The 26481-nt window shown below is 58.2% G+C and carries 24 protein-coding genes; 12 read left to right on the top strand and 12 right to left on the bottom strand.

The genetic code is table 11. The features are described 5' to 3' along the window. Nucleotides 1-45 precede the first annotated feature (45 nt). Nucleotides 46-597, top strand: coding sequence for a DJ-1 family glyoxalase III (locus ACTWLJ_RS11090; protein ID WP_445180838.1), 552 nt, complete (start codon nt 46-48; stop codon nt 595-597). Between the two features lie 6 nt (nt 598-603). Here the strand turns inward: ACTWLJ_RS11090 and ACTWLJ_RS11095 are convergent, their stop codons facing one another. Beyond that, nucleotides 604-1842 carry an MFS transporter gene (locus ACTWLJ_RS11095; protein WP_401214383.1) on the bottom strand — a complete coding sequence of 413 codons (1239 nt, stop codon included), beginning with the start codon at nt 1840-1842 and terminating at the stop codon, nt 604-606. Nucleotides 1843-1906: 64 nt separating this feature from the next. On the opposite strand from ACTWLJ_RS11095, the gene ACTWLJ_RS11100 reads away from it, so the two are divergent. The 4 genes from ACTWLJ_RS11100 to ACTWLJ_RS11115 all read left to right on the top strand — a co-directional run bounded on the left by ACTWLJ_RS11100 (nt 1907) and on the right by ACTWLJ_RS11115 (nt 5071). Beyond that, nucleotides 1907-2149, top strand: a complete 243-nt coding sequence (locus tag ACTWLJ_RS11100; RefSeq protein ID WP_445180839.1) for a hypothetical protein — start codon at nt 1907-1909, stop codon at nt 2147-2149. 245 nt (nt 2150-2394) lie between these two features. Continuing rightward, complete coding sequence (locus ACTWLJ_RS11105; RefSeq protein WP_401214387.1) at nt 2395-3828, top strand: cytochrome ubiquinol oxidase subunit I; 1434 nt, start codon at nt 2395-2397, stop codon at nt 3826-3828. A gap of 3 nt (nt 3829-3831) precedes the next feature. After that, nucleotides 3832-4839 carry a cytochrome d ubiquinol oxidase subunit II gene (gene cydB / locus ACTWLJ_RS11110; RefSeq protein WP_401214390.1) on the top strand — a complete coding sequence of 336 codons (1008 nt, stop codon included), beginning with the start codon at nt 3832-3834 and terminating at the stop codon, nt 4837-4839. A gap of 64 nt (nt 4840-4903) precedes the next feature. Continuing rightward, on the top strand, nt 4904-5071 hold the full coding sequence (locus ACTWLJ_RS11115) for a DUF2474 domain-containing protein (protein WP_401214393.1): 168 nt from the start codon (nt 4904-4906) through the stop codon (nt 5069-5071). Nucleotides 5072-5142: 71 nt separating this feature from the next. Here the strand turns inward: ACTWLJ_RS11115 and ACTWLJ_RS11120 are convergent, their stop codons facing one another. Together ACTWLJ_RS11120 and ACTWLJ_RS11125 are read right to left on the bottom strand one after the other, a co-directional pair. Continuing rightward, on the bottom strand, nt 5143-6267 hold the full coding sequence (locus tag ACTWLJ_RS11120) for a methyltransferase (RefSeq protein WP_445180840.1): 1125 nt from the start codon (nt 6265-6267) through the stop codon (nt 5143-5145). Nucleotides 6268-6441: 174 nt separating this feature from the next. After that, nucleotides 6442-7155, bottom strand: coding sequence for an autoinducer binding domain-containing protein (locus tag ACTWLJ_RS11125; RefSeq protein ID WP_445180841.1), 714 nt, complete (start codon nt 7153-7155; stop codon nt 6442-6444). 322 nt (nt 7156-7477) lie between these two features. Here ACTWLJ_RS11125 and ACTWLJ_RS11130 point away from each other — a divergent pair, with 322 nt between their 5' ends. Beyond that, the gene (locus tag ACTWLJ_RS11130) at nt 7478-8254 is read left to right on the top strand and encodes a ferredoxin--NADP reductase (RefSeq protein ID WP_445180842.1); all 777 of its coding nucleotides are present in this window, start codon (nt 7478-7480) and stop codon (nt 8252-8254) included. Between the two features lie 42 nt (nt 8255-8296). Here the strand turns inward: ACTWLJ_RS11130 and mscL are convergent, their stop codons facing one another. Further along, on the bottom strand, nt 8297-8710 hold the full coding sequence (gene mscL / locus ACTWLJ_RS11135; protein ID WP_401214402.1) for a large-conductance mechanosensitive channel protein MscL: 414 nt from the start codon (nt 8708-8710) through the stop codon (nt 8297-8299). 286 nt (nt 8711-8996) lie between these two features. On the opposite strand from mscL, the gene katB reads away from it, so the two are divergent. Genes katB through radA form a run of 3 tightly spaced genes read left to right on the top strand, consistent with a single transcriptional unit; the run spans nt 8997 to nt 12554 of the window. After that, the gene (gene katB, locus ACTWLJ_RS11140; protein WP_445180843.1) at nt 8997-10538 is read left to right on the top strand and encodes a catalase KatB; all 1542 of its coding nucleotides are present in this window, start codon (nt 8997-8999) and stop codon (nt 10536-10538) included. Nucleotides 10539-10597: 59 nt separating this feature from the next. Next, nucleotides 10598-11140: an ankyrin repeat domain-containing protein gene (locus ACTWLJ_RS11145; RefSeq protein WP_445180844.1), complete on the top strand. Its 543-nt coding sequence runs from the start codon at nt 10598-10600 to the stop codon at nt 11138-11140. Between the two features lie 46 nt (nt 11141-11186). Continuing rightward, complete coding sequence (gene radA / locus ACTWLJ_RS11150) at nt 11187-12554, top strand: DNA repair protein RadA (RefSeq protein WP_401214409.1); 1368 nt, start codon at nt 11187-11189, stop codon at nt 12552-12554. Between the two features lie 32 nt (nt 12555-12586). Here radA and ACTWLJ_RS11155 read toward each other — a convergent pair whose 3' ends face one another. After that, entirely contained in the window at nt 12587-12955 is a 369-nt protein-coding gene (locus ACTWLJ_RS11155) for a PilZ domain-containing protein (protein WP_445180845.1), read from the bottom strand. Between the two features lie 159 nt (nt 12956-13114). Here ACTWLJ_RS11155 and ACTWLJ_RS11160 point away from each other — a divergent pair, with 159 nt between their 5' ends. The 3 genes from ACTWLJ_RS11160 (at nt 13115) to yjiA (ending at nt 16516) form a co-directional block, all read left to right on the top strand. After that, entirely contained in the window at nt 13115-15181 is a 2067-nt protein-coding gene (locus tag ACTWLJ_RS11160) for a carbon starvation CstA family protein (protein WP_445180846.1), read from the top strand. Between the two features lie 15 nt (nt 15182-15196). Next, nucleotides 15197-15394, top strand: a complete 198-nt coding sequence (locus tag ACTWLJ_RS11165; protein ID WP_003228401.1) for a YbdD/YjiX family protein — start codon at nt 15197-15199, stop codon at nt 15392-15394. A gap of 150 nt (nt 15395-15544) precedes the next feature. Then, nucleotides 15545-16516, top strand: coding sequence for a GTPase (gene yjiA / locus ACTWLJ_RS11170; RefSeq protein ID WP_445180847.1), 972 nt, complete (start codon nt 15545-15547; stop codon nt 16514-16516). A gap of 64 nt (nt 16517-16580) precedes the next feature. Here yjiA and ACTWLJ_RS11175 read toward each other — a convergent pair whose 3' ends face one another. From ACTWLJ_RS11175 to ACTWLJ_RS11205, 7 genes are all read right to left on the bottom strand, one after another. Continuing rightward, nucleotides 16581-17135, bottom strand: coding sequence for a hypothetical protein (locus ACTWLJ_RS11175; protein WP_445180848.1), 555 nt, complete (start codon nt 17133-17135; stop codon nt 16581-16583). A gap of 44 nt (nt 17136-17179) precedes the next feature. Next, nucleotides 17180-17752 (bottom strand): hypothetical protein, encoded by a 573-nt coding sequence (locus ACTWLJ_RS11180; protein WP_445180849.1) that lies wholly within the window; start codon nt 17750-17752, stop codon nt 17180-17182. A 177-nt stretch (nt 17753-17929) separates the two neighbouring features. Further along, the gene (locus tag ACTWLJ_RS11185) at nt 17930-18631 is read right to left on the bottom strand and encodes a GntR family transcriptional regulator (protein WP_445180850.1); all 702 of its coding nucleotides are present in this window, start codon (nt 18629-18631) and stop codon (nt 17930-17932) included. Between the two features lie 24 nt (nt 18632-18655). Then, nucleotides 18656-19360, bottom strand: a complete 705-nt coding sequence (locus tag ACTWLJ_RS11190) for a FadR/GntR family transcriptional regulator (RefSeq protein ID WP_445180851.1) — start codon at nt 19358-19360, stop codon at nt 18656-18658. 49 nt (nt 19361-19409) lie between these two features. Beyond that, complete coding sequence (locus tag ACTWLJ_RS11195) at nt 19410-20723, bottom strand: C4-dicarboxylate transporter DctA (RefSeq protein WP_445180852.1); 1314 nt, start codon at nt 20721-20723, stop codon at nt 19410-19412. Nucleotides 20724-20998: 275 nt separating this feature from the next. After that, nucleotides 20999-22252, bottom strand: a complete 1254-nt coding sequence (gene glyA / locus ACTWLJ_RS11200; protein ID WP_445180853.1) for a serine hydroxymethyltransferase — start codon at nt 22250-22252, stop codon at nt 20999-21001. A 238-nt stretch (nt 22253-22490) separates the two neighbouring features. Continuing rightward, a complete protein-coding gene (locus tag ACTWLJ_RS11205; protein WP_445180854.1) occupies nt 22491-26339 on the bottom strand; it encodes a sensor domain-containing protein in 3849 nt (1282 codons plus the stop codon). Nucleotides 26340-26481: the final 142 nt, after the last annotated feature.

Raw genomic sequence — 26481 nt, forward strand, 5'->3', positions numbered from 1 at the left:
GGCAAAGCTGACTACGCTTTAAAGGTCACCCAGCGGATTGAGCCCATGACCTCCAGAGCCCTGATTACCCTCGCCGAGGGCATCGATGACCTGCAAAGCGTGACCTTGATCGACGTGTTGCGCCGGGCCGGGATCGAAGTCGTCGCTGCCAGTATCGAAGGCCGACGCATGCTGACCTGCGCCCGTGGCACACGACTGACCGCCGATGGCATGTTGGTCGATGTGCTGGCTCAGACCTTCGACCTGATCGTCCTGCCCGGTGGCCCCACCGGCGCGCAGCATCTGGCCGCACATCAACCACTCCAGCAATTGCTCAAGGATCAGGCCAGCGCCGGACGCCTGTTCGCCGCCATCGCCGAAGCTCCGGCCGTCGCCCTGCAAGCCTTCGGCGTATTACGCCAGCGCCGCATGACCTGTTTGCCGAGTGCCAGTCATCAACTGTCGGGCTGTACCTTTGTCGACCAGCCAGTGGTGGTCGATGGCAACTGCATCACCGCCCAAGGCTCCGGCGCTGCACTGGCGTTTGCCCTGACGCTGGTCGAGCAGCTTGGGGGCAAGGCTTTAAGGGCGAAAGTGGCGGGGGAGTTGTTGATCTGAAGGATTTCAGACCTTCGCCTCTTCCACCGGCACATGCATCCGGTCACGCTTGGCCAATGTCGGGAACAGTTTGATCCACGTCCCTGTGACCACCAGCGTGCCGATCCCGCCCATGACCACTGCCGGCACGGTGCCAAACCAGTGGGCGGTGATGCCGGACTCGAATTCGCCCAACTGGTTCGAGGCGCCGATGAACAGGCCGTTCACCGCGCTGACCCGGCCGCGCATTTCGTCCGGGGTTTCCAGTTGGACGAAGGACGCGCGGATCACCATGCTGATCATGTCCGCCGCGCCGAGCACCACCAGCACTGCCAGCGAGAACCAGAACGAGGTCGACAGGCCAAAGGCAATCGTCGCCACGCCAAAAATGCCGACAGCGGTGAACATTATCCGGCCGACGTTGCGCTCCACGGCAAATCGCGCGAGGTACAGCGACATCAGCAATGCGCCGACCGCTGGCGCCGAGCGCAGCAGGCCCAGACCCCAAGGGCCGGTCAGCAAAATGTCCTTGGCGAACACCGGCAGCAGCGCAGTGGCGCCACCGAGCAAGACTGCGAACAGATCCAGCGAAATCGCTCCGAGGATGTCCGGGCGGCTGCGGATGAAACGAATCCCGGCCAGCAATGAATCCAGCGTGGCTTTGCCTTTGTTCAGCGGCGTCTGCCGGGCCGGCAGGTTGAGCATCAGCGCACAGGCGATCACGTAAAGCAGCACCGTCGGGCCGTACACCCAGACGCTGCCGAACGCATAGAGCAGACCGCCGAGGGCCGGAGCAACGATGGTCGCCGATTGCTGCGCCGATTGTGCGGCGGCAACCGCGCGTGGAAACAGCGCGCTGGGCACGATGCTCGGCAGCAGTGCCTGAGTGGTCGGCATTTCAAAGGAGCGTGCTGCGCCGAGCAGAAAGGCGAGGATGAAGATCATTTCCCGGGTGACGTGATCGGTGGCGCTGCCAATCGCCAGCGCCAGAGCGATCAGCGCCTGCAACGACTGGCAGATCGCCGCGACTTTGCGTCGGTCGTAGCGGTCAGCGACATGCCCGGTGTGCAGCATGAACAGTACACGCGGGGCGAATTCCACCAGACCGACCAAGCCCAGATCCAGCACATTGCCGGTCAGTTGATACAGGTTCCAGCCGATGGCCACGGTGAGCATCTGAAATCCGCTGGCGGTGAAGATCCGCGCGAACCAGAAAGCTAGAAAAGGACGATGGTGACGTAACAGCAAAGGCTCTTGGCTGGGCATTTGAGGGCAGGTCTGGTTCGAGGGGAATCGCGAGGTTATCACCAGTCTGTAACAGGAAGTTGCTATGGCAAAAAATTTAGTTAGCCAGACATCGATTATTCCGAGCGTACAAATCAGCCCCGTGGTGAGGGGATTTATCCCCGATGGGCCGCAAAGCGGCCCCGAAAACATTCACTTCGATTCCCTCAGAACAACTGAGTCGCCAGTTTTTACGACTGCTGCGCAGCCGAACGGGGATAAATCCCCTCACCACAGGATGCTCGGTGATCCTCTGGAAATCTATTTCACAGCATTGCCGCGGCAATGAGGCAACTTGTCACGCGGCAAACGACCACGCAGTTCATCGGCAAAAATGGGACTACTCTTTCAACGTTGCTTGATCCAGATCAAGACCCCAAACGGAATTGATCCGGCGGCCAGTTGGCCAGACTCCCTGCGCTGCGATGGTTTTAAAAAGAACGAATCCGAATTCGCCGCACTCCATATCCGTGGGGGCAGTAGGTGAAGGGGCCACGAGCCCCGACGCCGGTATTACCTGACAGAGGAAGCCATATGTTCGGTTTAGAGGCACTAGATCTCGCCCGAATTCAATTCGCGTTCACCATCTCGTTCCACATCCTGTTCCCGGCCATCACCATCGGTCTGGCGAGCTACCTTGCGGTGCTCGAAGGCCTGTGGCTGAAAACCCATAACGACACCTACCGTGACCTTTACCATTTCTGGTCGAAGATCTTTGCCGTCAACTTCGGCATGGGCGTGGTTTCCGGGCTGGTCATGGCTTACCAGTTCGGCACCAACTGGAGTCGCTTTTCGGACTTCGCCGGTTCCGTCACCGGGCCGCTGCTGACTTATGAAGTGCTCACTGCGTTCTTCCTTGAGGCCGGGTTCCTCGGGGTGATGTTGTTTGGCTGGAACAAGGTCGGACGCAAATTGCACTTCTTCGCCACGGTGATGGTGGCCATCGGCACGCTGATCTCGACGTTCTGGATTCTCGCGTCCAACAGCTGGATGCAGACGCCGCAGGGCTTCGAGATCGTCAATGGTCAGGTGATTCCTACTGACTGGCTGGCGATCATCTTCAACCCGTCGTTCCCTTATCGCCTGATGCACATGGCGACGGCAGCGTTCGTTGCCACGGCGTTCTTCGTCGGCTCGTCAGCGGCCTGGCACTTGCTGCGCGGCAAGGACAACCCGGCCATTCGCACCATGCTCTCGATGGCGATGTGGATGGCGCTGATCGTCGCGCCGATTCAGGCGGTCATCGGTGACTTCCATGGTCTGAACACCCTGGAACATCAGCCGGCGAAAATCGCCGCGATTGAAGGCCACTGGGAAAACAAAGGTGACGAGGCGACGCCGCTGATCCTGTTCGGCTGGCCGGACATGAAAGAAGAACGGACCAAATACGCCGTGGAGATTCCGTACCTCGGCAGCCTGATCCTGACTCACTCGCTGGATAAACAAGTGCCGGCGCTCAAGGAATTCCCACCAGAGGATCGGCCGAATTCGACCATCGTGTTCTGGTCGTTCCGAGTCATGGTCGGCCTCGGGTTCCTGATGATCTTCACCGGTCTGTGCAGTCTGTGGCTGCGCAAGCGCGACAGGTTGTACACCTCGCGGCCGTTCCTGTATCTGGCGCTGTGGATGGGCCCGTCCGGCTTGATCGCGATTCTCGCTGGCTGGTTCACTACGGAAATCGGTCGTCAGCCGTGGGTGGTCTACGGGCTGATGCGCACGGCGGATGCCTCGTCCAATCACAGCTTCATGCAGATGAGCATTACCCTGATCATGTTCGTGGTGGTGTATTTCATGCTGTTCGGTGCGGGTCTGGGTTACATGATGCGTCTGGTGCGCAAAGGGCCGAAGACCGACGAAGGCAAGGAAACCAACGACGGTGGTCCTGGCCAGAAACGCACGCCGGCTCGGCCGTTGTCAGCTGCTGACGACGATGCGGATCACCGCTCCAGCCTGACCAAGGAGATTTGAATCATGGGTATTGATCTTCCGCTGATCTGGGCCGTGATCATCATCTTCGGCATCATGATGTACGTGGTCATGGACGGGTTTGATCTGGGTATCGGGATTCTCTTCCCGTTCATCCCCGGCAAAGTCGATCGTGACGTGATGATGAACACCGTCGCTCCCGTCTGGGACGGCAATGAAACCTGGCTGGTGCTGGGGGGCGCGGCGTTGTTTGGCGCGTTCCCGCTGGCCTACTCCGTGGTGTTGTCGGCGCTGTACCTGCCGCTGATTTTCATGCTGATCGGTTTGATCTTCCGCGGCGTGGCGTTCGAGTTTCGCTTCAAGGCCCGGGATGAAAAGCGTCACCTGTGGGACAAGGCATTCATCGGCGGCTCGGTGGCGGCGACGTTCTTTCAGGGAGTCGCGCTCGGGGCATTCATCGACGGTTTACCGGTGGTCAATCGGCAGTTTGCCGGTGGTTCACTCGACTGGCTGACACCTTTCACTCTGTTCTGCGGCGCCGCACTGGTGGTGGCGTATGCCTTGCTCGGTTGCACCTGGCTGATCATGAAGACCGAAGGCAAGCTCCAGGAACAGATGCACAATCTGGCGCGACCTCTGGCCTTCGTGCTGTTGGCGGTGATCGGCATTGTCAGCCTCTGGACGCCGTTGGCCCATCCGGAAATCGCCACTCGCTGGTTCAGCAAGCCAAATCTGTTCTGGTTCATGCCGGTGCCGATTCTGGTGCTGGTGACCATGTATGGCTTGATTCGCGCGGTGGCGCGCAACGCCAACTACATGCCGTTCCTGCTGACCCTGGTGCTGATCTTCCTCGGCTACAGCGGTCTGGGCATCAGCCTATGGCCGAACATCGTGCCGCCGTCGATCTCGATCTGGGACGCCGCCGCACCGCCGCAAAGTCAGGGCTTCATGCTGGTCGGTACGTTGTTCATCATCCCGTTCATCCTGGGTTACACCTTCTGGAGCTACTACGTGTTCCGCGGCAAGGTCACCCACGAAGACGGTTATCACTAAAGGTTGTGGGCTTGCCCGCGATGGCGTCGGTAGCGACGCCATCGATCTGACTGAGGATGAAGCAATGAACGGCAAACATTCCCTGCACGAGATTGAAGAAGCCGAAAAAAAGCCGCTGTGGCAGCGGCTCGGCTGGTTGGCCATGATCTGGGTCGGTAGCGTCGGCGCGCTGTTCATCGTCGCGAGCCTGATGCGCATGTTCATGAACGCAGCCGGCCTGACCACGCACTGACATTCCCGTCCTGCGGCCCTCGGTCGCGGTTTTGCAACCCTCCCTGTGGAGGGTTTTTTTTGACCTCGGTTTTACTTGCGCGCCTTGAGAATCACGAATTTCGGGGTGGCCGCGACTTGCTCGACACCGCGGAACAGCCGCGCCAGTTTGCTGTGATAACCCAAGTGGCGGTTGCCGACGATGTACAACGCGCCACCGACCACCAGCGCTTCACGCGCCTGTTGGAACATGCGCCAGGCGAGGAAATCGCCGACGACCTGCTGCTGATGGAACGGCGGGTTGCACAGCACCACATCCAGCGATTGTGGTTCCTGACCCGCCAGACCGTCATCGGCGCGGACAATCGCTTCGCGCTCGCCCAGCGCCGCTCGCCAGTTCTCGGCGGCCGACTGCACCGCCATGAACGACTCATCTACCAGCGTGTATTGCGCTTCAGGGTTTTGCAGGGCGCTGGCGATGGCCAGCACGCCGTTGCCGCAACCGAGATCGGCAACCCGGGCCGCGCCCAAATTCTTCGGCAAATGCGGCAGGAATGCGCGAGTGCCAATGTCCAGACCTTCGCGGCAGAACACGTTGGCGTGATTGAGCAGTTCGATGGCCGGTTCGTCGAGCAGATAACGCGAAGGGTAGGGCGAGACCGCAGGCGCTTTTGCCTCGGGTGTGGCGATCAGCAGCCGGGCTTTTTTTACTGCCAGTGAAGCCTGAACCGAGCCGATGTAACGCTCCAGCAAATCACCGGCCGCACGCGGCAGGTGCTTGACCATCGCTGCCGCCACCACCTCTGCGCCTGGGGCCAGTTGCCCTTGCAGGCGGATCAATTGTTCTTCGAGCAATGCCAGAGTCTTCGGCACGCGAATCAGCACTCGATCAAAAGGCCCAGTGAACGGCGCGCTGGCAGGGATGCCGCTGACGGCATCAAATGCCTGGCCATTACGCACCAGATTCTTTTCCAGCCCCTGAAACGCCAGATACGAATCGCCGCTGCTACTGACCTTGACCTTGCCCACCAGGCTTGCAGCCAAAGCGCCAAAACTGTCGTTGAGCACCAACACCCGTGTCTCGGCCGTCGGCTGCTGCGCGGCCAAATGGTTGAGCAGGTATTCATCAGCGGCATCGAAGGCTTGCAGCGGTTCATTCTGCTGCTCTGGCTGACGGATCAGATCAAGTTGGGCGAAGGGCGTTTCGAGCAATGGCATGGGGCGGGGACTCTGGGTAATCAACGGGTGTCCCGCGGCCCAGGGTGTCGTGCGGCGGAACCGACCGAGCGGAATGCGGCGTGAAAGGCACACGTCATCGCTCTGGAAGGTCGCAAATGGTACGTTTTTTTCTGTTGAAACACCCGCAGGTTTTGGTTCGTGCGAGACGTCCGGTCAGATAATCCCGATCCGGGTGGCTGCAATCACGGCTGAAATCTTGTTGCAGACGTTCAATTTTACAATCACGTTTTGTACGTGATAATTCACCGTCCGTTCACTCAGGCAGAGGATTCTGGAGATCTCATAAGCTGTCTTGCCGACGGCTGAAAACTTCAGCACTTCCAGCTCTCGCGGTGACAGTTTCGGTTGAGCGGGCTTATCCGGTCGTTTTGGCATGTTCCTGACGAACAGATCGCTCATATGGCTGGTGACGTAAAACATGTAGCCAAAATGCTCATACAGCTCAAGCGGGCTCAAAGGGCCGTTTTTTCGCGCAAGACTGAGCATCGTGCACAGACCCGATTCCGCTTGGAGGAACGATTGTGACCAGGCATGGCGCAATCCATGTTGTTGCAGGTCCGACCAAAGCTGTGGCGTTTGTGAAAAAACCTCTTTGCTCCAGACTATCGGTAACATTGAGTGGTTGCAGTGTGCTATTACCGGGTCGATTTTGCTGTAGTTTTGTTTTTCATAAAGTTGATTCCATGTTTTCGGATAGTTATTGATTTGCAAGGCATTAAAGTCGGCGCTTCGATCGGTTGACGTCAGTGAGATCGCGCAAAAATTGAATCCTATATTCTCGGCGAATCTCAACAAGATCGGGTAGGCGGTATCTATTTCCCTTGCGAAAGTCAGTTGCTTTAGTTGCGACTCCTTCCACATTTCCATCTCAAACTCCGTGAGTCATTGCCAGTGGGTGCTCCTTGGATCCAAAGATCCTGCACCCAGCCGAGTGTAGGACGTTTCTTACGGCGCGTTCTAATCTTTTTGCTCTTGCATGCAAGCGATATTAAATAAAGGGTTATTAATCTGGGTGGGAGTTTATATTTAAGTCGCAATACTAAGAGTTGAATGTGTCATCCAATTAACACTGTTTGTAAATGAGGTTAAGTTTCAATGACGCGTTTAGTATTGCAATGCCATCACAAAGTGTCGGTGTTTAAGCAACTGATTTTGCGCGACACTGGGGTAATCGTTGAATGGAGGCCTCATGACTGCCAGTGCAGAGAAATTCACCGCTCAGACCTTGCTGGATGTGCAATCCCTGACGCCCAGCCTGTTTACGTTGCGTACCACGCGCGATCCAGGTTTCCGCTTCAGGGCAGGGCAATTTGCCCGCCTCGGCGTCACCAAGGCCGATGGCAGTACGGTGTGGCGGGCGTACTCCATGGTGTCGTCGCCATTCGATGAATTCCTGGAGTTCTTCTCCATCGTGGTGCCGGGCGGTGAGTTCACCAGCGAGTTGAGCCGCCTTCAGATCGGCGACACATTGCTGGTGGAGCGCCAGGCGTTTGGTTATCTGACCCTCGACCGCTTTATCGACGGCCGCGATCTCTGGCTGTTATCCACAGGCACTGGTGTGGCGCCGTTCCTGTCGATCCTGCAGGACTTCGAGGTCTGGGAAAAATTCGAACGGATCATTCTGGTCTACAGCGTGCGCGAAGCGCGGGAGCTGGCGTATCTGCAGTTGATCGCGCAACTGGCACAGCGTGATTACCTTGCGGAACATGCGCATAAGCTGCAGTTCATCCCCACCGTCACCCGCGAACAGCATCCCGCAGCCTTGAGTGGGCGCATCACTACTCTGATCGAAAACGGTGACCTGGAGCGCGCAGCGGGCCTGGAACTGTCGCCTGAACATTCGCGGGTCATGCTGTGCGGCAATCCACAGATGATCGATGACACCCGGGCCCTGCTCAAACAGCGGGGCATGAGCCTGAGCCTGACCCGGCGACCGGGGCAGGTGGCAGTGGAAAACTACTGGTAAAAAAACGGCGCCCGCAGGCGCCGTTTTTTACTCATGAGGCGTTCAAGGCCGGGTGTTCTGGGCTTTGAGCAAGTCACGGATTTCGCCAAGCAGTTCTTCTTCCTTGGTCGGTACCGGTGGCAGGGTAGGAGCCACGGCCTCTTCACGCTTCAGGCGGTTGATGGCTTTGACACCCATGAAGATCGCGAAGGCGACGATGATGAAGTCGAGTATGGTTTGCAGGAATTTGCCGTAAGCCATCACCACGGCCGGGGCAGTTCCATCTGCCGCCTTAAGCGTTACGGCGAGATCACTGAAATCCACCCCACCGATCAACAAGCCGATCGGCGGCATGATCACGTCACCGACAAACGATGAAACGATTTTGCCGAAGGCGGCACCGATGATGATACCGACGGCCATGTCGACCACATTGCCTTTGACCGCGAAGGCCTTGAACTCACTTAGCACGCCCATAGGTTATTTCCTTGTTACAGATGAGGTTGGTGTACGCAGTGTAAATCAGCAAAACGCGTCCTGCGCGAAACACCTTCTTACAATGCCCGTTTTTATCGACACATGAATCGACGATAAGTTTGCAAAGTGCCACTAATCGCGCGCGAAATACGCCGTAACTCGCTGATCAGGAAGCCAAATATTTCAATCGTCGAGTTACGAACTTTCTATTTATGTTCGCGGGCATAGCCCTCTAGCCTCTGGTTGGCGCACCTGGATGCGCCCAAAACAACCAGAGGAACCTGATATGAATTCCATACTTGGCTTAGGGGCTTTTCCCCATCGCCGCACGCTTGGCGTATTGACGGCCAGCCTGTTGACCTTCTCGGTGAACGCGGCGCCACTGACCCGGGATAACGGTGCTGCGGTCGGTGACAATCAGAACTCGCAAACTGCCGGGGCCAGCGGCCCGGTGCTGTTGCAGGACATGCAACTGATTCAGAAGCTGCAGCGTTTCGACCGGGAACGCATTCCCGAGCGTGTAGTGCATGCCCGGGGTACCGGTGCCCATGGCACATTCACGGTGACCAACGACCTCAGCGACCTGAGCAAGGCCAAGGTCTTCGCCAGCGGCCAAAGCACGTCGGTGTTCGTGCGCTTCTCGGCCGTGGTGCACGGCAACCACTCGCCGGAAACCCTGCGCGACCCACGCGGTTTTGCCACCAAGTTCTACACCGCTGATGGCAATTGGGATCTGGTGGGCAACAATTTCCCGACATTCTTCATCCGCGATGCGATCAAGTTCCCGGATATGGTGCACGCCTTCAAACCCGACCCGCGAACTAATCTAGATGATGACTCACGTCGCTTCGACTTCTTCTCCCATGTACCGGAAGCTACTCGCACATTGACCGAGCTCTACTCGAATTCAGGAACTCCGGCCAGTTATCGGGAGATGGATGGCAACGGTGTCCACGCTTACAAGTTGGTCAATGCCAAGGGTGAAGTGCACTACGTAAAGTTTCACTGGAAGAGCCAGCAGGGGATAAAAAACCTGACTCCGGAAGAAGTGACAAAAGTTCAGGGTCAGAACTACAGTCACATGACTGATGATTTGGTAACCAACATCAATAAGGGCAACTTCCCGAAGTGGGACTTGTACATCCAGGTGCTGAATCCGCAAGATTTGTCCAAGTTTGATTTCGATCCATTGGACGCGACCAAGATCTGGCCGAATGTTCCTGAACGAAAAGTTGGACAAATGGTGTTGAACCGTAATCCGGCAAACGTGTTCCAGGAAACCGAACAAGTTGCCATGGCACCGTCCAATGTTGTTCCGGGCATCGAACCTTCGGAAGATCGCTTGTTGCAGGGGCGAGTTTTTTCTTACGCCGACACGCAGATGTATCGGTTAGGCGCCAATGCTTTGCAACTGCCAATCAATGCGCCAAAAGTGCCGGTGAACAATGGCAATCAGGATGGCGCAATGAACATCGGTGCCAGCGACTCCGGGGTAAATTATCAGCCGAGCCGTCTGCAGCAGCGTGACGAACCGCAAAGCGCGCGTTACAGCCAGTTGGCGCTGTCCGGCAGCACTCAGCAGGCGAAAATCCAGCGTGAGCAGAACTTCAAGCAGGCTGGCGACCTGTATCGCTCGTTCAGCAAGAGCGAGCGTCAGGATCTGATCGCCAGTTTTGGCGGTTCGCTTGCCACCACCGACGATGAGAGCAAGCACATCATCCTGTCCTTCCTCTATAAGGCTGATCCTGAGTACGGCACCGGCGTGACCAAAGTGGCCAAGGGCGACCTGAGCCGGGTCAAGGCACTGGCGGCGAAACTGGTCGACTGATTCGACGCTACGCAACGCGGGGTTGAGTCAGCCCCGCGTTGCGCTTGAGGAGGCTGCTAATGCGTATTTTTCTTTTATTGCTCGGGTGTCTGTCCTTCGGGGCGTTGGCGGCACCGGCGCAACAGAATCCCGAAGCAATCCGGGTCGAATTGCAAAACTACTATTTCGATGCCGCCCGGCGTGGCGACGTGCCGATGCTCGATACCTTCATCGAGTCCGGTTACTCGCTCGATACCCGTGACGACAAGGGCTACACCGCGCTGATTCTGGCGGCTTATCACGGCCAAGGGGCGGCGGTGGACAGGTTGCTCGATGCAGGAGCAGACGCCTGCGCTCAGGATCAACGGGGGAATACCGCACTGATGGGCGCGATTTTCAAAGGCGAGTTACAGATCGCTCGACGATTGATGGCCAGCGAATGCAGTCCCGATCAGCGTAATGGCGCCGGACAAACCGCAGCGATGTACGCCGGATTGTTCAAACGCCAGGAATTGCTCGATGCGCTCAAGGCCAAGGGCGCCGACCTGAATGCCGAAGATCCGTTGGGCAACAGCGCCGCGCGTCTGGCCAGCGGAGAAATCCATACCGCCGCGCCGCGCTGATCGGCCACGCCTGCGTTATCATCGCGGTTTTGCCCCGGGAGTTCAGATGGCCAAGGCCAAGCGCATGTATGGCTGCACCGAGTGCGGCGCAACCTTTCCCAAATGGGCCGGGCAGTGCGGCGAATGCGGTGCCTGGAACACCCTGACCGAAACCATGATCGAGAGCGGCGGTGCTGCGGCGCCGGCGGGTCGTACCGGTTGGACCGGGCAGCAGGCACAGATCAAGACCCTGGCTGAAGTCAGTGTTGAAGAGATTCCGCGTTTTTCCACGGCGTCCAGTGAGCTGGATCGGGTGTTGGGTGGCGGTCTGGTCGATGGTTCGGTGGTGCTGATCGGCGGTGATCCCGGGATCGGTAAATCGACGATCCTGCTCCAGACCCTGTGCAACCTGGCCAAAAGCATGTCGGCGCTGTACGTCACTGGTGAAGAATCCCAGCAACAAGTGGCGATGCGCGCCCGTCGCCTCGGCCTGCCGCAGGATCAACTGCGGGTCATGACCGAAACCTGCATCGAAACCATCATCGCCACCGCTCGGGTCGAAAAGCCGAAAGTGATGGTGATCGACTCGATCCAGACGATTTTCACCGAACAATTGCAATCGGCGCCGGGTGGAGTGTCCCAGGTGCGCGAGAGTGCGGCGCTGCTGGTGCGTTATGCCAAGCAAAGCGGCACGGCGATTTTCCTCGTCGGCCACGTCACCAAGGAAGGCGCGCTGGCAGGCCCCCGCGTTCTCGAGCACATGGTCGACACGGTGCTGTATTTCGAAGGAGAATCCGATGGTCGGCTGCGTTTGCTGCGGGCGGTGAAAAATCGTTTCGGTGCGGTAAACGAACTGGGCGTGTTCGGCATGACCGACAAGGGCCTGAAAGAAGTCTCCAATCCTTCGGCGATTTTTCTTACGCGTGCTCAGGAAGAAGTCCCGGGCAGTGTGGTGATGGCGACGTGGGAAGGCACCCGACCGATGCTGGTTGAAGTGCAGGCGCTGGTGGATGACAGTCACTTGGCCAACCCGCGACGGGTGACATTGGGACTGGATCAGAACCGCTTGGCGATGTTGCTTGCGGTCCTGCACCGTCACGGCGGTATTCCGACCCACGATCAGGATGTATTTCTCAACGTGGTCGGCGGGGTCAAGGTGCTGGAAACCGCATCCGATCTGGCGCTGATGGCGGCGGTGATGTCGAGTTTGCGAAACCGGCCGTTGCCGCATGATCTGCTGGTGTTCGGTGAGGTCGGTCTGTCCGGCGAAGTGCGTCCGGTGCCGAGCGGTCAGGAGCGACTGAAGGAAGCGGCCAAACATGGCTTCAAGCGCGCAATCGTGCCCAAGGGCAATGCGCCGAAGGAATCGCCACCAGGCTTGCAGATCATCGCCGTGACCCGACTCGAACAAGCCCTCGACGCGCTCTTCGAATAATCACAAAACCCACACTGGATTTGTGGTGGTTCTCAGAGTTCGATCAGGGCACCCAGTTCGCGCTCAAGTTCTGCTTCGTCCGCCAGGTTCAGTTCGATCAACCGCCGCAAACGCTGGATTGATTCCAGATTGATGTGTCGGCAGACAAAGCCAAGCTGCCCGTGGTCATCGTGTTTCAACTGCACATCCATCTGAATTTCGGCGTCCTCACTAAGATGGATGTCGACATAGAAAATCTGCTCGGCATTCCCCAGCCACGGCTCCGGCCGCTCGATCAGCAGTCCCTTGAGTGACAAGTCGATCAGCTTCACTGGCCAGATGTATTCACCTTGGCGCAATTCGGTTCTGGCATCGAACGCAATACGTTTGAAGCGGCGACGATTGGCAGACTGTTCACTCATGGCGCAATCCTCCTGATGTTCGCTGACTATAGACCCGCATTGTTCAAGCGTGCCAGCCAGGACGGGGGCCCAGACCAACGTCGGGGTATGGTCTTTACCGCCAGTAGCGCTAAACTCGAGGTGGCTGTCTTTCTTGTCCACCCTGGCTGGAATAATAAAATGAAAAATAATAATAGCCTGCTACGCCACTTACCCTGGCTGCTGCTGGCAATCGTAGGAGCGTGCGCCCTGGGCGTAGTGGCATTGCGCCGAGGCGAGGCGATCAACGCCTTGTGGATTGTGGTCGCTGCCGTGGCCATTTATCTGGTTGCGTACCGTTACTACAGTCTGTTCATCGCAAACAATGTGATGCAACTCGATCCACGCCGGGCCACCCCCGCCGTGGTCAACAATGACGGTCTGGATTACGTTCCGACCAACAAACACATTCTCTTCGGTCACCACTTCGCGGCCATCGCCGGCGCGGGGCCTCTGGTCGGCCCGGTATTGGCGGCGCAGATGGGCTACTTGCCCGGCACGTTGTGGCTGATTGCCGGCGTGGTGCTGGCGGGCGCGGTTCAGGACTTCATGGTTCTGTTCATGTCGACCCGGCGCAACGGCCGTTCCCTGGGCGACATGGTGCGTGAAGAAATGGGCCGCGTTCCCGGCACCATTGCACTGTTCGGCTGCTTCCTGATCATGATCATCATCCTCGCGGTGCTGGCGCTGATCGTGGTCAAGGCACTGGCCGAGAGCCCGTGGGGCATCTTCACCGTGATGGCGACCATCCCGATCGCGATGTTCATGGGCATTTATATGCGCTACATCCGTCCGGGCCGCATCGGCGAGATCTCCGTGGTCGGCGTATTGCTGCTGCTGGGTTCGATCTGGCTGGGTGGGCAGATTGCCGCCGATCCGGTGTGGGCAAAAGCCTTCACCTTCACTGGCGTGCAAATTACCTGGATGCTGGTGGGTTACGGTTTCGTGGCGGCATCGCTACCGGTGTGGCTGATTCTGGCACCGCGTGACTACCTCTCCACATTCCTCAAGATCGGCACCATCATTGCTTTGGCAATCGGCATTCTGGTGACCATGCCCGAGCTGAAAATGCCCGCGCTGACCCAGTTCGTCGACGGCACTGGCCCGGTGTGGAAGGGCGGTCTGTTCCCGTTCCTGTTCATCACCATTGCTTGCGGTGCGGTTTCCGGTTTCCACGCGCTGATTTCTTCGGGCACCACACCGAAGCTGTTGGATAACGAAACCAACGCCCGTTACATCGGTTACGGCGGCATGCTGATGGAGTCGTTCGTCGCCATCATGGCCATGGTCGCCGCTTCGGTGATCGAGCCTGGCGTTTACTTCGCCATGAACAGCCCGGCTGCCGTGGTCGGCAGTGATGTGGCATCGGTTGCGCAAGTGGTCTCCAGCTGGGGCTTCGCGATTACGCCGGAAGCGCTGCAAGCCGTGGCGCACGACATCGGCGAAACCACCATCCTGGCCCGTGCCGGTGGTGCGCCGACCCTGGCGGTCGGTATCGCGCAGATCCTGCACAGTGTCCTGCCGGGTGAAAACACCATGGCGTTCTGGTACCACTTTGCGATCCTGTTCGAAGCGCTGTTCATTCTGACCGCGGTCGACGCCGGTACCCGTGCCGGGCGATTCATGCTGCAGGATCTGCTCGGCTCCTTCGTTCCGGCATTGCGACGTACTGAATCGTGGACTGCCAACCTGATTGCCACCGCCGGTTGTGTGGTGATGTGGGGCTGGTTGCTGTACCAAGGCGTGATCGATCCACTGGGCGGCATCAATACCTTGTGGCCGCTGTTCGGTATCTCCAACCAGATGCTGGCCGGTATCGCGCTGATGCTCGGCACCGTTGTGCTGATCAAAATGAAGCGTCAACGCTACATCTGGGTGACCCTGTTGCCGGCAGCCTGGCTGCTGATCTGCACCACGACCGCAGGTTTCATCAAACTGTTCGACGCCAACCCGGCAATCGGTTTCCTGTCGCTGGCCAAGAAATACAGCGATGCGTTGGCCAACGGTCAGATTCTTGCCCCGGCCAAGAGCATCGATCAGATGCAGCACGTGATCTTCAACGCCTACACCAACGCAACGCTCACCGCGCTGTTCCTGTTCGTGGTATTCAGCATCCTGTTCTATGCGCTCAAGGTCGGCATCGCCGCCTGGGGTCAAAAAGAACGTACGGACAAAGAATCGCCATTCCAGGCTCTGCCGGACGCGTAACCAGAGGATTGCACCATGTTCAATGACCTGAGTCGCCTCGGTAAATACCTCGGTCAGGCTGCGCGCCTGATGGTCGGCATGCCCGACTACGACACCTACGTCGAGCATATGCAAACCAAACACCCGGACAAACCGGTGATGAGCTACGAGATGTTCTTCCGCGAACGTCAGGAAGCCCGTTACGGTGGCAAGGGTGGGCCGAAGTGCTGTTGATTAGAGCCTGAGGTCGAGCTATCCCCGGTGGGAGCGAGCTTGCTCGCGAATACGGAGTGTCAGTTGATGAATCCATTGGCTGACACACCGCTTTCGCGAGCAAGCTCGCTCCCACATTTGTTTTTGTGTTCCTTTTAAGGAGATCGGGTTTTGTCTTCTCCCATACCTGTAACAGTCCTCAGCGGTTTCCTCGGTGCCGGCAAGACCACCTTGCTGCGCCACCTGCTGAAAGCCGAGCACGGTCTGAAAATCGCCGTGATCGAAAACGAATTCAGTGACGCCGGTATCGACACCCAATTGCTGGGCGACGAGCCGGTACAAGTCATGACGCTGGCCAACGGCTGCGTCTGCTGCACCATCCATACCGATCTGACCAAAGCCCTGTACCTGCTGCTCGAACGACTGGACAGCGGCGAAATCGCCTTCGACCGACTGGTGATCGAATGCACCGGTCTGGCCGATCCGGCACCGGTGGCCCAGACCTTTTTCATCGATGAAGAACTGCGCGAGCGCTACATCCTCGACGGCATCATCACTTTGGTAGATGCGGCCCACGCCGAGCAACACCTGACCCAGACCATCGCCCAGGCGCAGATCGGTTTTGCCGACCGCTTGCTGGTGAGCAAGACTGATCTGGTGGACGCAGCGGCATTCACCGCACTCAGCGAGCGCCTGACGCGGATTAACCGCCGCGCGCCGATTCGTGTGGTCGAACACGGCAATATTGATCTGGCCGAATTGCTCGATGTGCGCGGTTTCAACCTCAATGCCGATCTGGGCGGCGGGATGAATCTGCGCCCGGTGAGCAAGGCGCCATCGATTGATCGTATTTCCAGTCTGGTGCTGCGCACGGACCAGCCGCTGGATATCGATCAGCTCAGCGAGTTCATGAATGAATTGCTGGAAGAACACGGCAAGCAATTGCTGCGCTACAAAGGCGTGCTGAGCATTGCCGGCGAAGATCGGCGGCTGGTGTTTCAAGGGGTCTTGAAGCTTTATGGTTTCGACTGGGACACCGAGTGGGCCGAGGGCGAAGTGCGGGAAAGCGTGATCGTGTTTATTGCCGATGAGCTGCCTGAGGAAAAAATTCAGGAAGGATTTTTCCAGATGGTCTCGAGATAAGTAAGGCAATGGCGCCCTTGTCCAGACCGATGGACAAGGGCGCCATTGCGAGATGATTGACCAATCAGTAAGGCGCGTTGCGCTGCAGTATGTTCAGTTTGAAATCAAGAGCCACAGGATCGTGCCGAGCGTCGAGACGCACAGCCGTTCCAGCCACTGGATCATATTTTTTTCGTGAACGTCCCCTTCGTAAAAGTTTGCCGCTGCGTGTTTGTAATTTGACAGTTGGTGTGTCAGTAGTGAGGTCGTCGAGGGTGATGATCTTGCCGCTACTGTTCAGTAAGTTGAAGGTAGTCTGGTCACTGTTATTGGGCGTATAGGCGCTCAGGAAATCATCATCTTCATTGCTCAGAGTCTGGTAGTGGTAAGCGCCGCGAGTAAAGATGTAAATCGTGTAATAGTCATCCAGGCACCTGAAATAAAAAGTCAGGGAGTTGGCAGCTATGTCCGGTCTTAGAAATAAATAGTTGGAAACATCCAGGTGTGATTTGAAGCCGAACGGGATGTAGTCCATGTTTGGAGTGTTGACTGGCCGGCCATACGTCAATGCCGGGAGGTGTGGATAGCCGTACTTTGTGCTGAGTGTCGCGATAAAGGATTTTTCTTGATCAGAACTCATGGGGATACCTCTCAAACTGGTTGAAATATTGTGGGTGGCGAATATCAGATATCATCCGGATCGTTTGGGTAGGGAACGTTCCTTTCGCTGATGCGCAGGTCGAATACCAACCCGTTACTCTTGATATCTGCCAGGTAGGTATAGGGTGCCCCTCGACGACGAAGGGCACTGATCTGGCCGGCGTTGCGCGCCTTGAGCCTGATTCGCTGAGTATCGCGGCGCAGGTCATCCCGCGTGATGATGTTGTTGTTCATGTCCAGCAGATTGAAGGATGTGGTGTCGCCGCCTGCTGGCGGAAATGCACCCAGTACACCTGACTCGTCCTTGCTGAAATAATGATTGGCGTAAGTTCCAGGGGTTAGTATTTTCAGCGTGTAATAATCTTCGGTACAACGAAAGTAGAGTTTGCCTGGCGTAATATTCGTTAATTGTTTGCGGGTGCGCAGGCCCAATAAGTGCGAGTCGTCAATGACCGAAGCCGCACCCGCATAAAAGCCACCGGAAAAAAGGCTCGTGGTTCTTTTGATAGGGCCGCTGTATAGATTTTCCAGAAGGTCCAGGTGTTGGTTGTCCACTTGCAAGGTGGCAATAAAGGAATTCTGTCGATTGATGCTCATGCACTCATCCTTGAGTCCAGTGGGGGAAGTGTTGAGATAGTAGTCAGTTTTAAATCGACGGGAAGAGATAGAGTGTGTCGTTATGTTGGCGGGGGCAGCGCTGCAGTTGTACTTCTGAAATGATGGCTTAGTTGGCCGGCATTTAATGATGTCGGCCACTGGGTGGCGTGCGAAACTTCAAGTCGTTGTGGGGGTAAGTGTAAGTTCAAGTTCATGTAGATGATGCAACATGAGTTTTACGCCCAACTGTTGTTCGGATCGCTCCAGAGCATCGGTGATCGTGGCATGGCAGCGAATTGCTTGTTGCGGATCGCCCCGTTGCGCGTGCTGCGCTATCACCAATGAGGTCAGCGGCACCAGGCTGCCAAGAAAATGCGCCAGCGGGCGGTTACCGGCGAACTCGGCAAGCATCAAGTGAAATTCGCCGGACAAACGGATAACCCGGCCATGCTCCCCTTTGTTCGCGCTTAGTCGTTGCTGTCGAACCGACTCGCGTAGCCGAGCGATCGCATCAGGACGATATTGCTGGCAAAAGAGCTCGATGACAGTGGACTCCGCCAGCCGACGGGCATGAAGAATTTGCCGGGCTTGCTCCAGGTTAGTGGTGGTAACCGTTGGGCGAAGATTCGGCCGCAGTATCATCACCTGTTGGTGAGCCAAGCGGGTCAAGACCTGCCGGGTGACAGTGCGTGGTGCGTCGAACATCCGGGCCAGACTTTCTGGGGTAAAGCGGCTGGTGGGTGAAAGTCGTTGTTCGAGAATTGCATCAAACATCCGCGCGTACAGATCGTCTTCTGCGGATGGCGGGTCGAGGTGGCGGGAGAGGGGCAGGGCAGTCGCGGTCTGACATGGGTGCGACGGTGTGGCAAAACTGTTCATGACCGGTCTCCAGTGCAAAGCGGTTTAGCGACTCAGATTGTCTTCCGGAATATTCAGCTCGATGCCCATCCGCTGACCTTCGCGCAGAATGTGCCGGCGCATTTCGGCGCTGGCTTGGGCGCTGTTCTTGCTGCGGATCGCGCGAACCACGGCTTCGTTTTCCTCCAGACGCTCCGCGAGGTGTTCAGGGGAATTACGCAGCACCTCGGCGCTCTGCTTGAGGGCATTGCTGGTTTGCTGCACGACACTCTGGAAGATCGGGTTCGAGGTCAGGGTGAACAGTTCTTCGTGGAAGGCGATGTAGGCGCTGACCCCGGCTTCACTGTCGCCGGCCTCAAGCGCTTCGCGCATGTCCATCAGGGTCAGGCGCAGTTGTCCGACTTCCTTGCTGCTGATCGACTGCGCCACCAGCCCGACGATGAACGGCTCAAGGGTGTAGCGCAGTTGCAGCACATCTTCGAGGCTGGCACTGGCCACTGCACTGTCGTGGCTTTGGCTGTCGCTCAGTTGTGCGTCGAGGACGACCACGCCTTTGCCCGGCATCGAACGCACCAGACCAAGGGTTTCCAGGACGATCACTGCTTCACGCAGGCTTGGGCGGCTGATGCCCAGTTGTTCCGCCAGTTCACGCTGGCCGGGGAGCATGTCGCCGGAGCGCCATTGACCACGGGCCAGTGCGGCGCGCAGTTTTTCTACGACTGAGTTGACGACGGTTGAGGTGCTGATCACTGGTTCGCTCCATGAGCCGTGCCTGCGGTCGGGCAGGCACGGTGGTCATTCAAAATTCTTTGGCGGCCGCTTGAGGGGCCGTTTTTCTTGCCTGAAAGTTATAGCCTTGCTCGCCGTTGAGCACCTTGTTCGCCCGTTGTACATCGATGTCTTTTTCCCAACGAGCGATGGCTACAGTGGCGACGCAGTTGCCGATCAGATTGGTCAATGCGCGGCCAATGCCCATGAACCAGTCCACCGCCAAAACCAGCACCAGACCGACTACCGGGATAGCCGGAATTGCCGTCAGGGTTGCCGCAAGAATCACCAGCGCTGAACCCGGAATGCCGTGCGCGCCTTTGGAGGTGATCAGCGACACCAGCAGAATCGTCAGCAAATCAGTCATTGCCAGCGGTGTGCCGGTGGCGTTGGCGATGAACACGATGGCCAACGTCAGGTAGATCGAAAAACCGTCGAGGTTGAACGAGTAACCGGTGGGAATCACCAGCCCAACGGTAGAACTGCCGATGCCCAGATGCTCGAGTTTGCGCATGATCTGCGGCAACACGGCGTCGGACGATGCGGTGCCCATGACGATCAGCAATTCTTCGCGCAGGTACTTGAGCAGGGGCCACATGCGCAGGCCGGAAAGGCGCATCACCAGGCCGAGAATCAAGCCGACGAACGCCATGCAGGTCAGGTAGAACAGGCCCACCAGACTGCCCAGATGTTGCAGCGAATCGAGGCCATATTTACTGGTGGTGAAAGCTATGGCGCCGAACACGCCAATCGGCGCCAGACGCACGATCATGCCCATGATCCGGAATATCACATGGCTCAGTTCGTTGATCAGCCGCGAGATCCCGGAAGCGGCCTCGCCCACCAGATTCAACGCGCTGCCGAACAGCACCGAGAACAGCAGCACTTGCAGGATGTTGTTGTCGGCAAAGGCGCCAATCACCGAGGTCGGGATCAGATCCATCAGGAATTGCGTGGTGGTGTGCATATGCTGGCCGCGCTGGGCGATGTCGCCCATGTCGGCGGCGGACAGTTGCTCCAGATGGATGTTTGCGCCGCTACCGATCCCGGTGCTGAAGGCGAACACCAGGCCGATCACCAGGGCGATGGTGGTCAGCACTTCGAAGTAGATTACTGACTTGAGGCCAATGCGCCCGACCTTCTTCAGATCGCCCGCGCCGCTGATGCCGCTGACGACCACGCAGAACACGATCAGACCGATGAGCATCTTGATCAGTTTGATGAAGCCGTCGCCGAGCGGTTTGAGCTGGGCCGAGTATTCAGGCAGGGTCAGCCCGCAGACGATGCCGAGCACCAGTCCGAGAACCACTTGAAGGAAGATTGAACGCGAGCACCATCTGAGCATGGGAGGAATCCTGGTCGGTGTCCTGGCTGCCGTGCGCTTGGCGCATCAGATTCAGGACTTAATTATTGTGGTCTTACCGGTATGTCCAGTGCAGGCGCAGTCTAGGCCGTGCTTTCTGAGGTTCGCAAGTGAAAACTGACGAATTGGCATGACCGGTCTTACCAGTTGCGCGCAACACCCCGACCTTGAGCATCTCGCGGTTCGAAACTTTTTTGCGGGCAATAAAAAACCGGCCATCTCTGGCCGGTTTTTTTACTGCGAGTCAGCGGGGCTGATTAAGCGCCGTATACCGGCAACTTCTTGCAGATGGCTTTGACTTTCTCACGAACGGCGTCGATCACCGCTTCGTTGTTCAGGTCAGCCAGGATGTCGCAGATCCAGCCAGCCAGCTCTTTGCACTCTGCTTGCTTGAAGCCGCGAGTGGTCACAGCCGGAGTACCGAAGCGCAGACCGGAAGTGACGAACGGCGAACGTGGATCGTTAGGCACCGAGTTCTTGTTCACGGTGATGAACGCTTTGCCCAGAGCGGCGTCGGCGTCTTTCCCGGAGATGTCCTGCTTGATCAGCGACAGCAGGAACAGGTGGTTCTTGGTACCGCCGGAAACCACGTCGAAACCGCGCTCGATGAACACTTCGGCCATGGCCTGGGCGTTCAGCACGACTTGTTCCTGATAAACCTTGAACTCAGGCTGCAGCGCTTCCTTGAAGCAGATTGCCTTGGCGGCGATCACGTGCTCCAGCGGGCCACCCTGGGCGCCCGGGAATACTGCGGAGTTCAGCTTCTTCTCGATCTCGGCGTTGGCGCGAGCCAGGATCAGGCCGCCACGAGGACCGCGCAGGGTCTTGTGCGTGGTGGTGGTCACGACGTCAGCGAATGGCACCGGGTTCGGGTAGACGCCAGCGGCGACCAGACCGGCCACGTGGGCCATGTCGACGAACAGGTAAGCGCCAACCTTGTCAGCGATTTCGCGGAAACGCGGGAAGTCGAGGATCTGCGAGTAGGCAGAGAAACCGGCCACGATCATTTTTGGCTTGTGCTCGACAGCCAGACGCTCGACTTCGTCGTAGTCGATCAGGCCGTTGGCATCGATACCGTACTGAACGGCGTTGTACAGCTTGCCGGAGGACGAAACGCTGGCACCGTGGGTCAGGTGACCACCGTGGGCCAGGCTCATGCCCAGAATGGTGTCGCCACCTTGCAGCAACGCCAGATAGACAGCGGCGTTGGCTTGCGAACCGGCGTGCGGCTGAACGTTGGCGTAATCAGCGCCGAACAGCTCTTTGGCTCGATCAATTGCAAGCTGCTCGACGATGTCAACGAACTCGCAACCACCGTAGTAGCGCTTGCCCGGGTAGCCTTCGGCGTACTTGTTGGTCAGAACCGAGCCTTGAGCTTCCATCACCGCTGGGCTGGTGTAGTTTTCCGAAGCGATCAGCTCGATGTGTTCTTCCTGGCGCTGAGCTTCTTGCTCCATGGCGGCAAAAAGGTCGGCGTCGTACTTGGCAATAGTCAAATCACGGCTGAACATGGCGGTCCTCAAGGATCGGGGCAGAAAAGGGGGGCATTCTAACCCAATGGGTTTTGTATGGCATATGAAACGACATCATGTCGCAGACAAGTGGCGTTCATGACAGATGTGCGGTGTATTGGCGGGCCTCATCGCCAGCAGGCTGGCTCCCACAGTAATCGCGATAGCCTGCAAATTCCGTGATCGAGATCAACTCCTGTGGGAGCCAGCCTGCTGGCGATGGCAGCGCCGCAGATCTTCAGTCGAACATGAACAGCGCATCATTGCTGAACTGCGCCTCGAACCGGCTCGCCGGCATCGGCCGCCCGAACAGATAACCCTGAACCTCATCACAACCATGCTCGCGCAGGAAGTCCAGTTGTTCATGGGTTTCCACGCCCTCGGCGATCACCGCCAGATTCAGGCTGTGAGCCATGGCAATAATCGCCCGGGCGATCTGCGCATCCTGTTCGCCGGACGGCAAACCGTCGACGAAGGTGCGGTCGATCTTCAGCACATCAATCGGGAATTGCTTGAGGTAGTTCAGCGATGAATAACCGGTGCCGAAGTCGTCGACCGCGATACTCAGGCCGAGGTTTTTCAGGCCAGCGAGAATCAGCATCGCCTCGCTGACTTCGCGCATCAGAATACTTTCGGTCAGCTCCAGCTCCAGACAGGCAGGCGGCAAACCGGTTTCGCGCAGGATGGTGGCGATCCGGGTGCCGAGTTGGCCGTCGGAGAACTGCCGCGCCGAAATGTTCACCGAGACTTTCGGCACACGCACGCGGTTCTGATGCCAGCTCTTGAGCTGACGGCAGGCTTCGCTGATCACCCAGTCGCCGACGTCGACCACCAGTCCGAGTTCTTCCAGTACCGGAATGAAGTCCCCCGGCGGCACCAGCCCGCGACGTGGATGACGCCAGCGCAGCAGCGCTTCGGCACCGGTCAGGCGTTTGCCGTCGCCGCTGAATTGCGGCTGGTAGTACAAGACGAATTCGTTCTGCTCCAGGGCGTGGCGCAAGTCGCTTTCCAGCTCCAGACGTTCCAGCGCACTGGCGTTCATGTCGGCCTGATAGAACTGGAAGTTGTTCTTGCCGCGCTCCTTGGCGTGGTACATCGCGGTGTCGGCGTTCTTCATCAACTGGCTGAGTTCGTTGCCGTCCTGCGGGCTCAGGGCGATACCGATACTCGCCGTGACGAAGAACTCGCGGCCCTCCAGCACAAACGGTTTCACCAGACTGGCAAGAATCTGCTCGGCGACATGAATCGCCCGGTTCAGCGCCATTTCGCGGCTGGAGCGGTGTTGCAGGAGCAAGGTGAATTCGTCGCCACCCATCCGCGCCACGGTGTCGTCATCGCCGACGCAGCCGAGCAGGCGCGTGGCCATTTCCTTGAGCATGCGGTCGCCGGCGGCGTGGCCGAGGGAGTCGTTGATCGGTTTGAAACGGTCGAGGTCGAGGAACATCAGCACTACCCACGACTTCTGCCGTTCCGCCGATTGCAGCGCGGTGTGCAGGCGATCCTGGAACAGCGTGCGGTTCGGCAGATGGGTCAGGGCGTCGTAATAGGCGAGGCGATGAATCCGCTGCTCGCTGGCCTTGCGCTCGCTGATATCGCTGAAGAAGCACACGTAACTGGCGAGGTCGCCTTCATCGTCGAGTACTGCGGTGATGCCGACCCACGCCGGGTAGTGTTCGCCATTACGCCGCTTGAGCCAGACTTCGCCTTCCCAGGTGTTGTGCTGATGCAGTTGCTTGAGCACGTAACGCAGGTGCGCGTCTTGTTGCTCATCGACGGTGAGCATGTTCGGCAACTGATCGAGCACTTCAGTCACTGCGTAACCGCTGACCCGGCTGAACGCTTCGTTGGCCTGCACGATGTAGCCCGCCGGGTCGGTGATCAGAATCGCCGAAGTCGAATGCTCGAATACTGTCGCGGCCATGCGCAGATCTTTCTCGGCGCGGCGTTGCTGGCTGATGTCACGGCCAACCCCCAGCACACCTTCGAATGCGCCGACGTCATCCCAGACCAGCACCAGTCGCAGCTCTATAGGAATCTTGCGGCCATCGGCGCGCAGGCAGTCGAACAGGAACAACTGGGTCTGCACCTGACTGCGCAGCACCGCCAATTGCTCGGGTTTGTCGAGTGCCTTGCTGACCCGATCCATCAAGGTGTAGATGCCGCTCAGTTGCTGCGGGTTGGCGATGGTCGATTGCCAACCGTTCTGGAAAATCCACTCGGAGTCGTAACCCAGCACCGCTTGCACCGACGGGCTGACGTAGTTCAGCGAGAGCTTGCTGTCGGTGGAGAAAATCACGTCGCTGATGCTTTCGGCGAGCATCCGGTATCGCTGCTCGCTGTCGCGCAGGGATTCGCTGGCTTCGATCTGCTCGGTGATGTCCTTGGCCACGCCGATGATCCGCGTGACTTGATCGTGCTTGTCGCGGGCCAGGGCTTGTTCGCGAATGTCGAAACGCCGCCACTTGCCGTCGCGATGACGGAAGCGCAACTGGCATTGCAGCAACTGGCTATAACCGGCATGACGCTGCAGCTGTCGCGAGCGATGGTAATAGTCGGCGTCCTCCGGGTGCAGGAGGATTTCCCAGAAATACTCGCCCATCTGGTGCAGCTCGGAGCGGTTGTAGCCCAGTGTCTGGCCGAGGTGGTGGTTGCTGAAAATCATCCGCTGGCTGATCACGTCCTGCACGTACAGATGATCCGGCACGGTACGCACCACGTCCGACCAGAAGCCTTCGCGCTCCAGCAACGACAGTTCGATCAGCTTGCGGCTGGTGATGTCGTTGATGCTGAGGATCACCGCTTTGTAATCATGCTGTTCCTGCGGCAGGCGCAAGACCATCCACAGATGCTGATCGCGGCCATTGATGTCCGGCAGTTTGATTTCCAGTTCCAGCTGTTTTTGCTGCTGGAGCACGGCATCAAGCACTTGATTGCCGATGGCGCATTGCTGATGCGGATGGCCGTCAATCAGCAGTTGCCAGGCGTGGTCGCAGGAATTGACGTTGAGCAGTTGCAGCGCCACCTGATTGACCTCGGTGACGCGCAGTTCCTGCAACAGTTGCTGGCGTTGCTGCGGCTGGTCGAGCCAGGCCTTGAGCTGATCGCTGGTCTGAATCTGCGCCTTGTCGAATTCCTGCTTGAGTCCGGACAGATCCAGCACGCACAGCGCAACGCCAGTGCCTTCGAAGATGTCCTGATAACGCCGGCGACCTTCATGCAACTGACGCTGGCGGCGGCGCATGTTCAGCAGGGCGATCACCGGCAGCAGCGAGAACGCCAGGCCGAGCAGGCATTTGCCGATGAACGCCGGGAGCAATTCTTCGAGCACGCGCTGGCGGTCGAACAGCCCGCGTAGCTGCCAGTCGCTGCTGCTCAACGGCACGGTCAGTACGGTGTCGGTCAGATCGTCGGGGGTGAGGATGCTGGTCTTGGCCGACGGCAGGCTTTCGTCACGGCTGATGATCTGATGGTTGATGCGGTTTTCCACCAGCCACAGCGGACGTGCGCCGGTTTCACCTTGCTTGGTCAGCGATTCGAAAAATGTCGGGGTCAGGCGCAAGGCCCAGTAACCGCGTGTGCTGCCGCTGGCCTGATGCAGCAATAGATGCACTACCGAACCGTCGTCGGCATTGCTGAAGTAATGAGCCTGGGCGTGGCTGCGGCGTACCAGTTCGGTGAGGTAATCGGCGTCTGGGCTGTTGACGGCGCTGTCGCTGAGGATTTTCCCGGATGGGCTGAGCAGTGCCAGACTGCGCAGGTCAGGCAGCGATTGCTGGAGCTTGCGCAACAGCGCCTGCTGTTCGTCGGCTGATTGCGGCTGCTCGACGATCGGTAGCAGATTAAGGGCGATTTGCGCGTTCAGCGCCATGTTCAGGCTGACCTGCGAGGCGAGGTCGGCGGTGTAGTCGATGGTGTACTGGCGCTGGTTTTTCTGGGTTTCGCGCAGTTGATCGAGCAGTTGCCAGAACAGCAGCGCCAGCAGCAAAAGCACCAATGTCGCCAGTGCGCCTTTTAATGTTCCGCGCAGGGGAGAGCCGGGCACTGCTTGGGTGGTGCTTGCAGACGCTGGCGGAGAGACTTTGGACAAGCTGTAATCCTGCGGTTTGGCTGGACTGGCGCGACGTGCACTATAAGCCGGACGCCCGGAGGGCGGCTAGCATGCCTTGTGTTGTGGCGAAGTGCCAGCCCCTCTCGGCTGGACTGCCACTGGTCAATCAGGTAGCTTTGCC

Source organism: Pseudomonas sp. McL0111 (assembly GCF_052567255.1).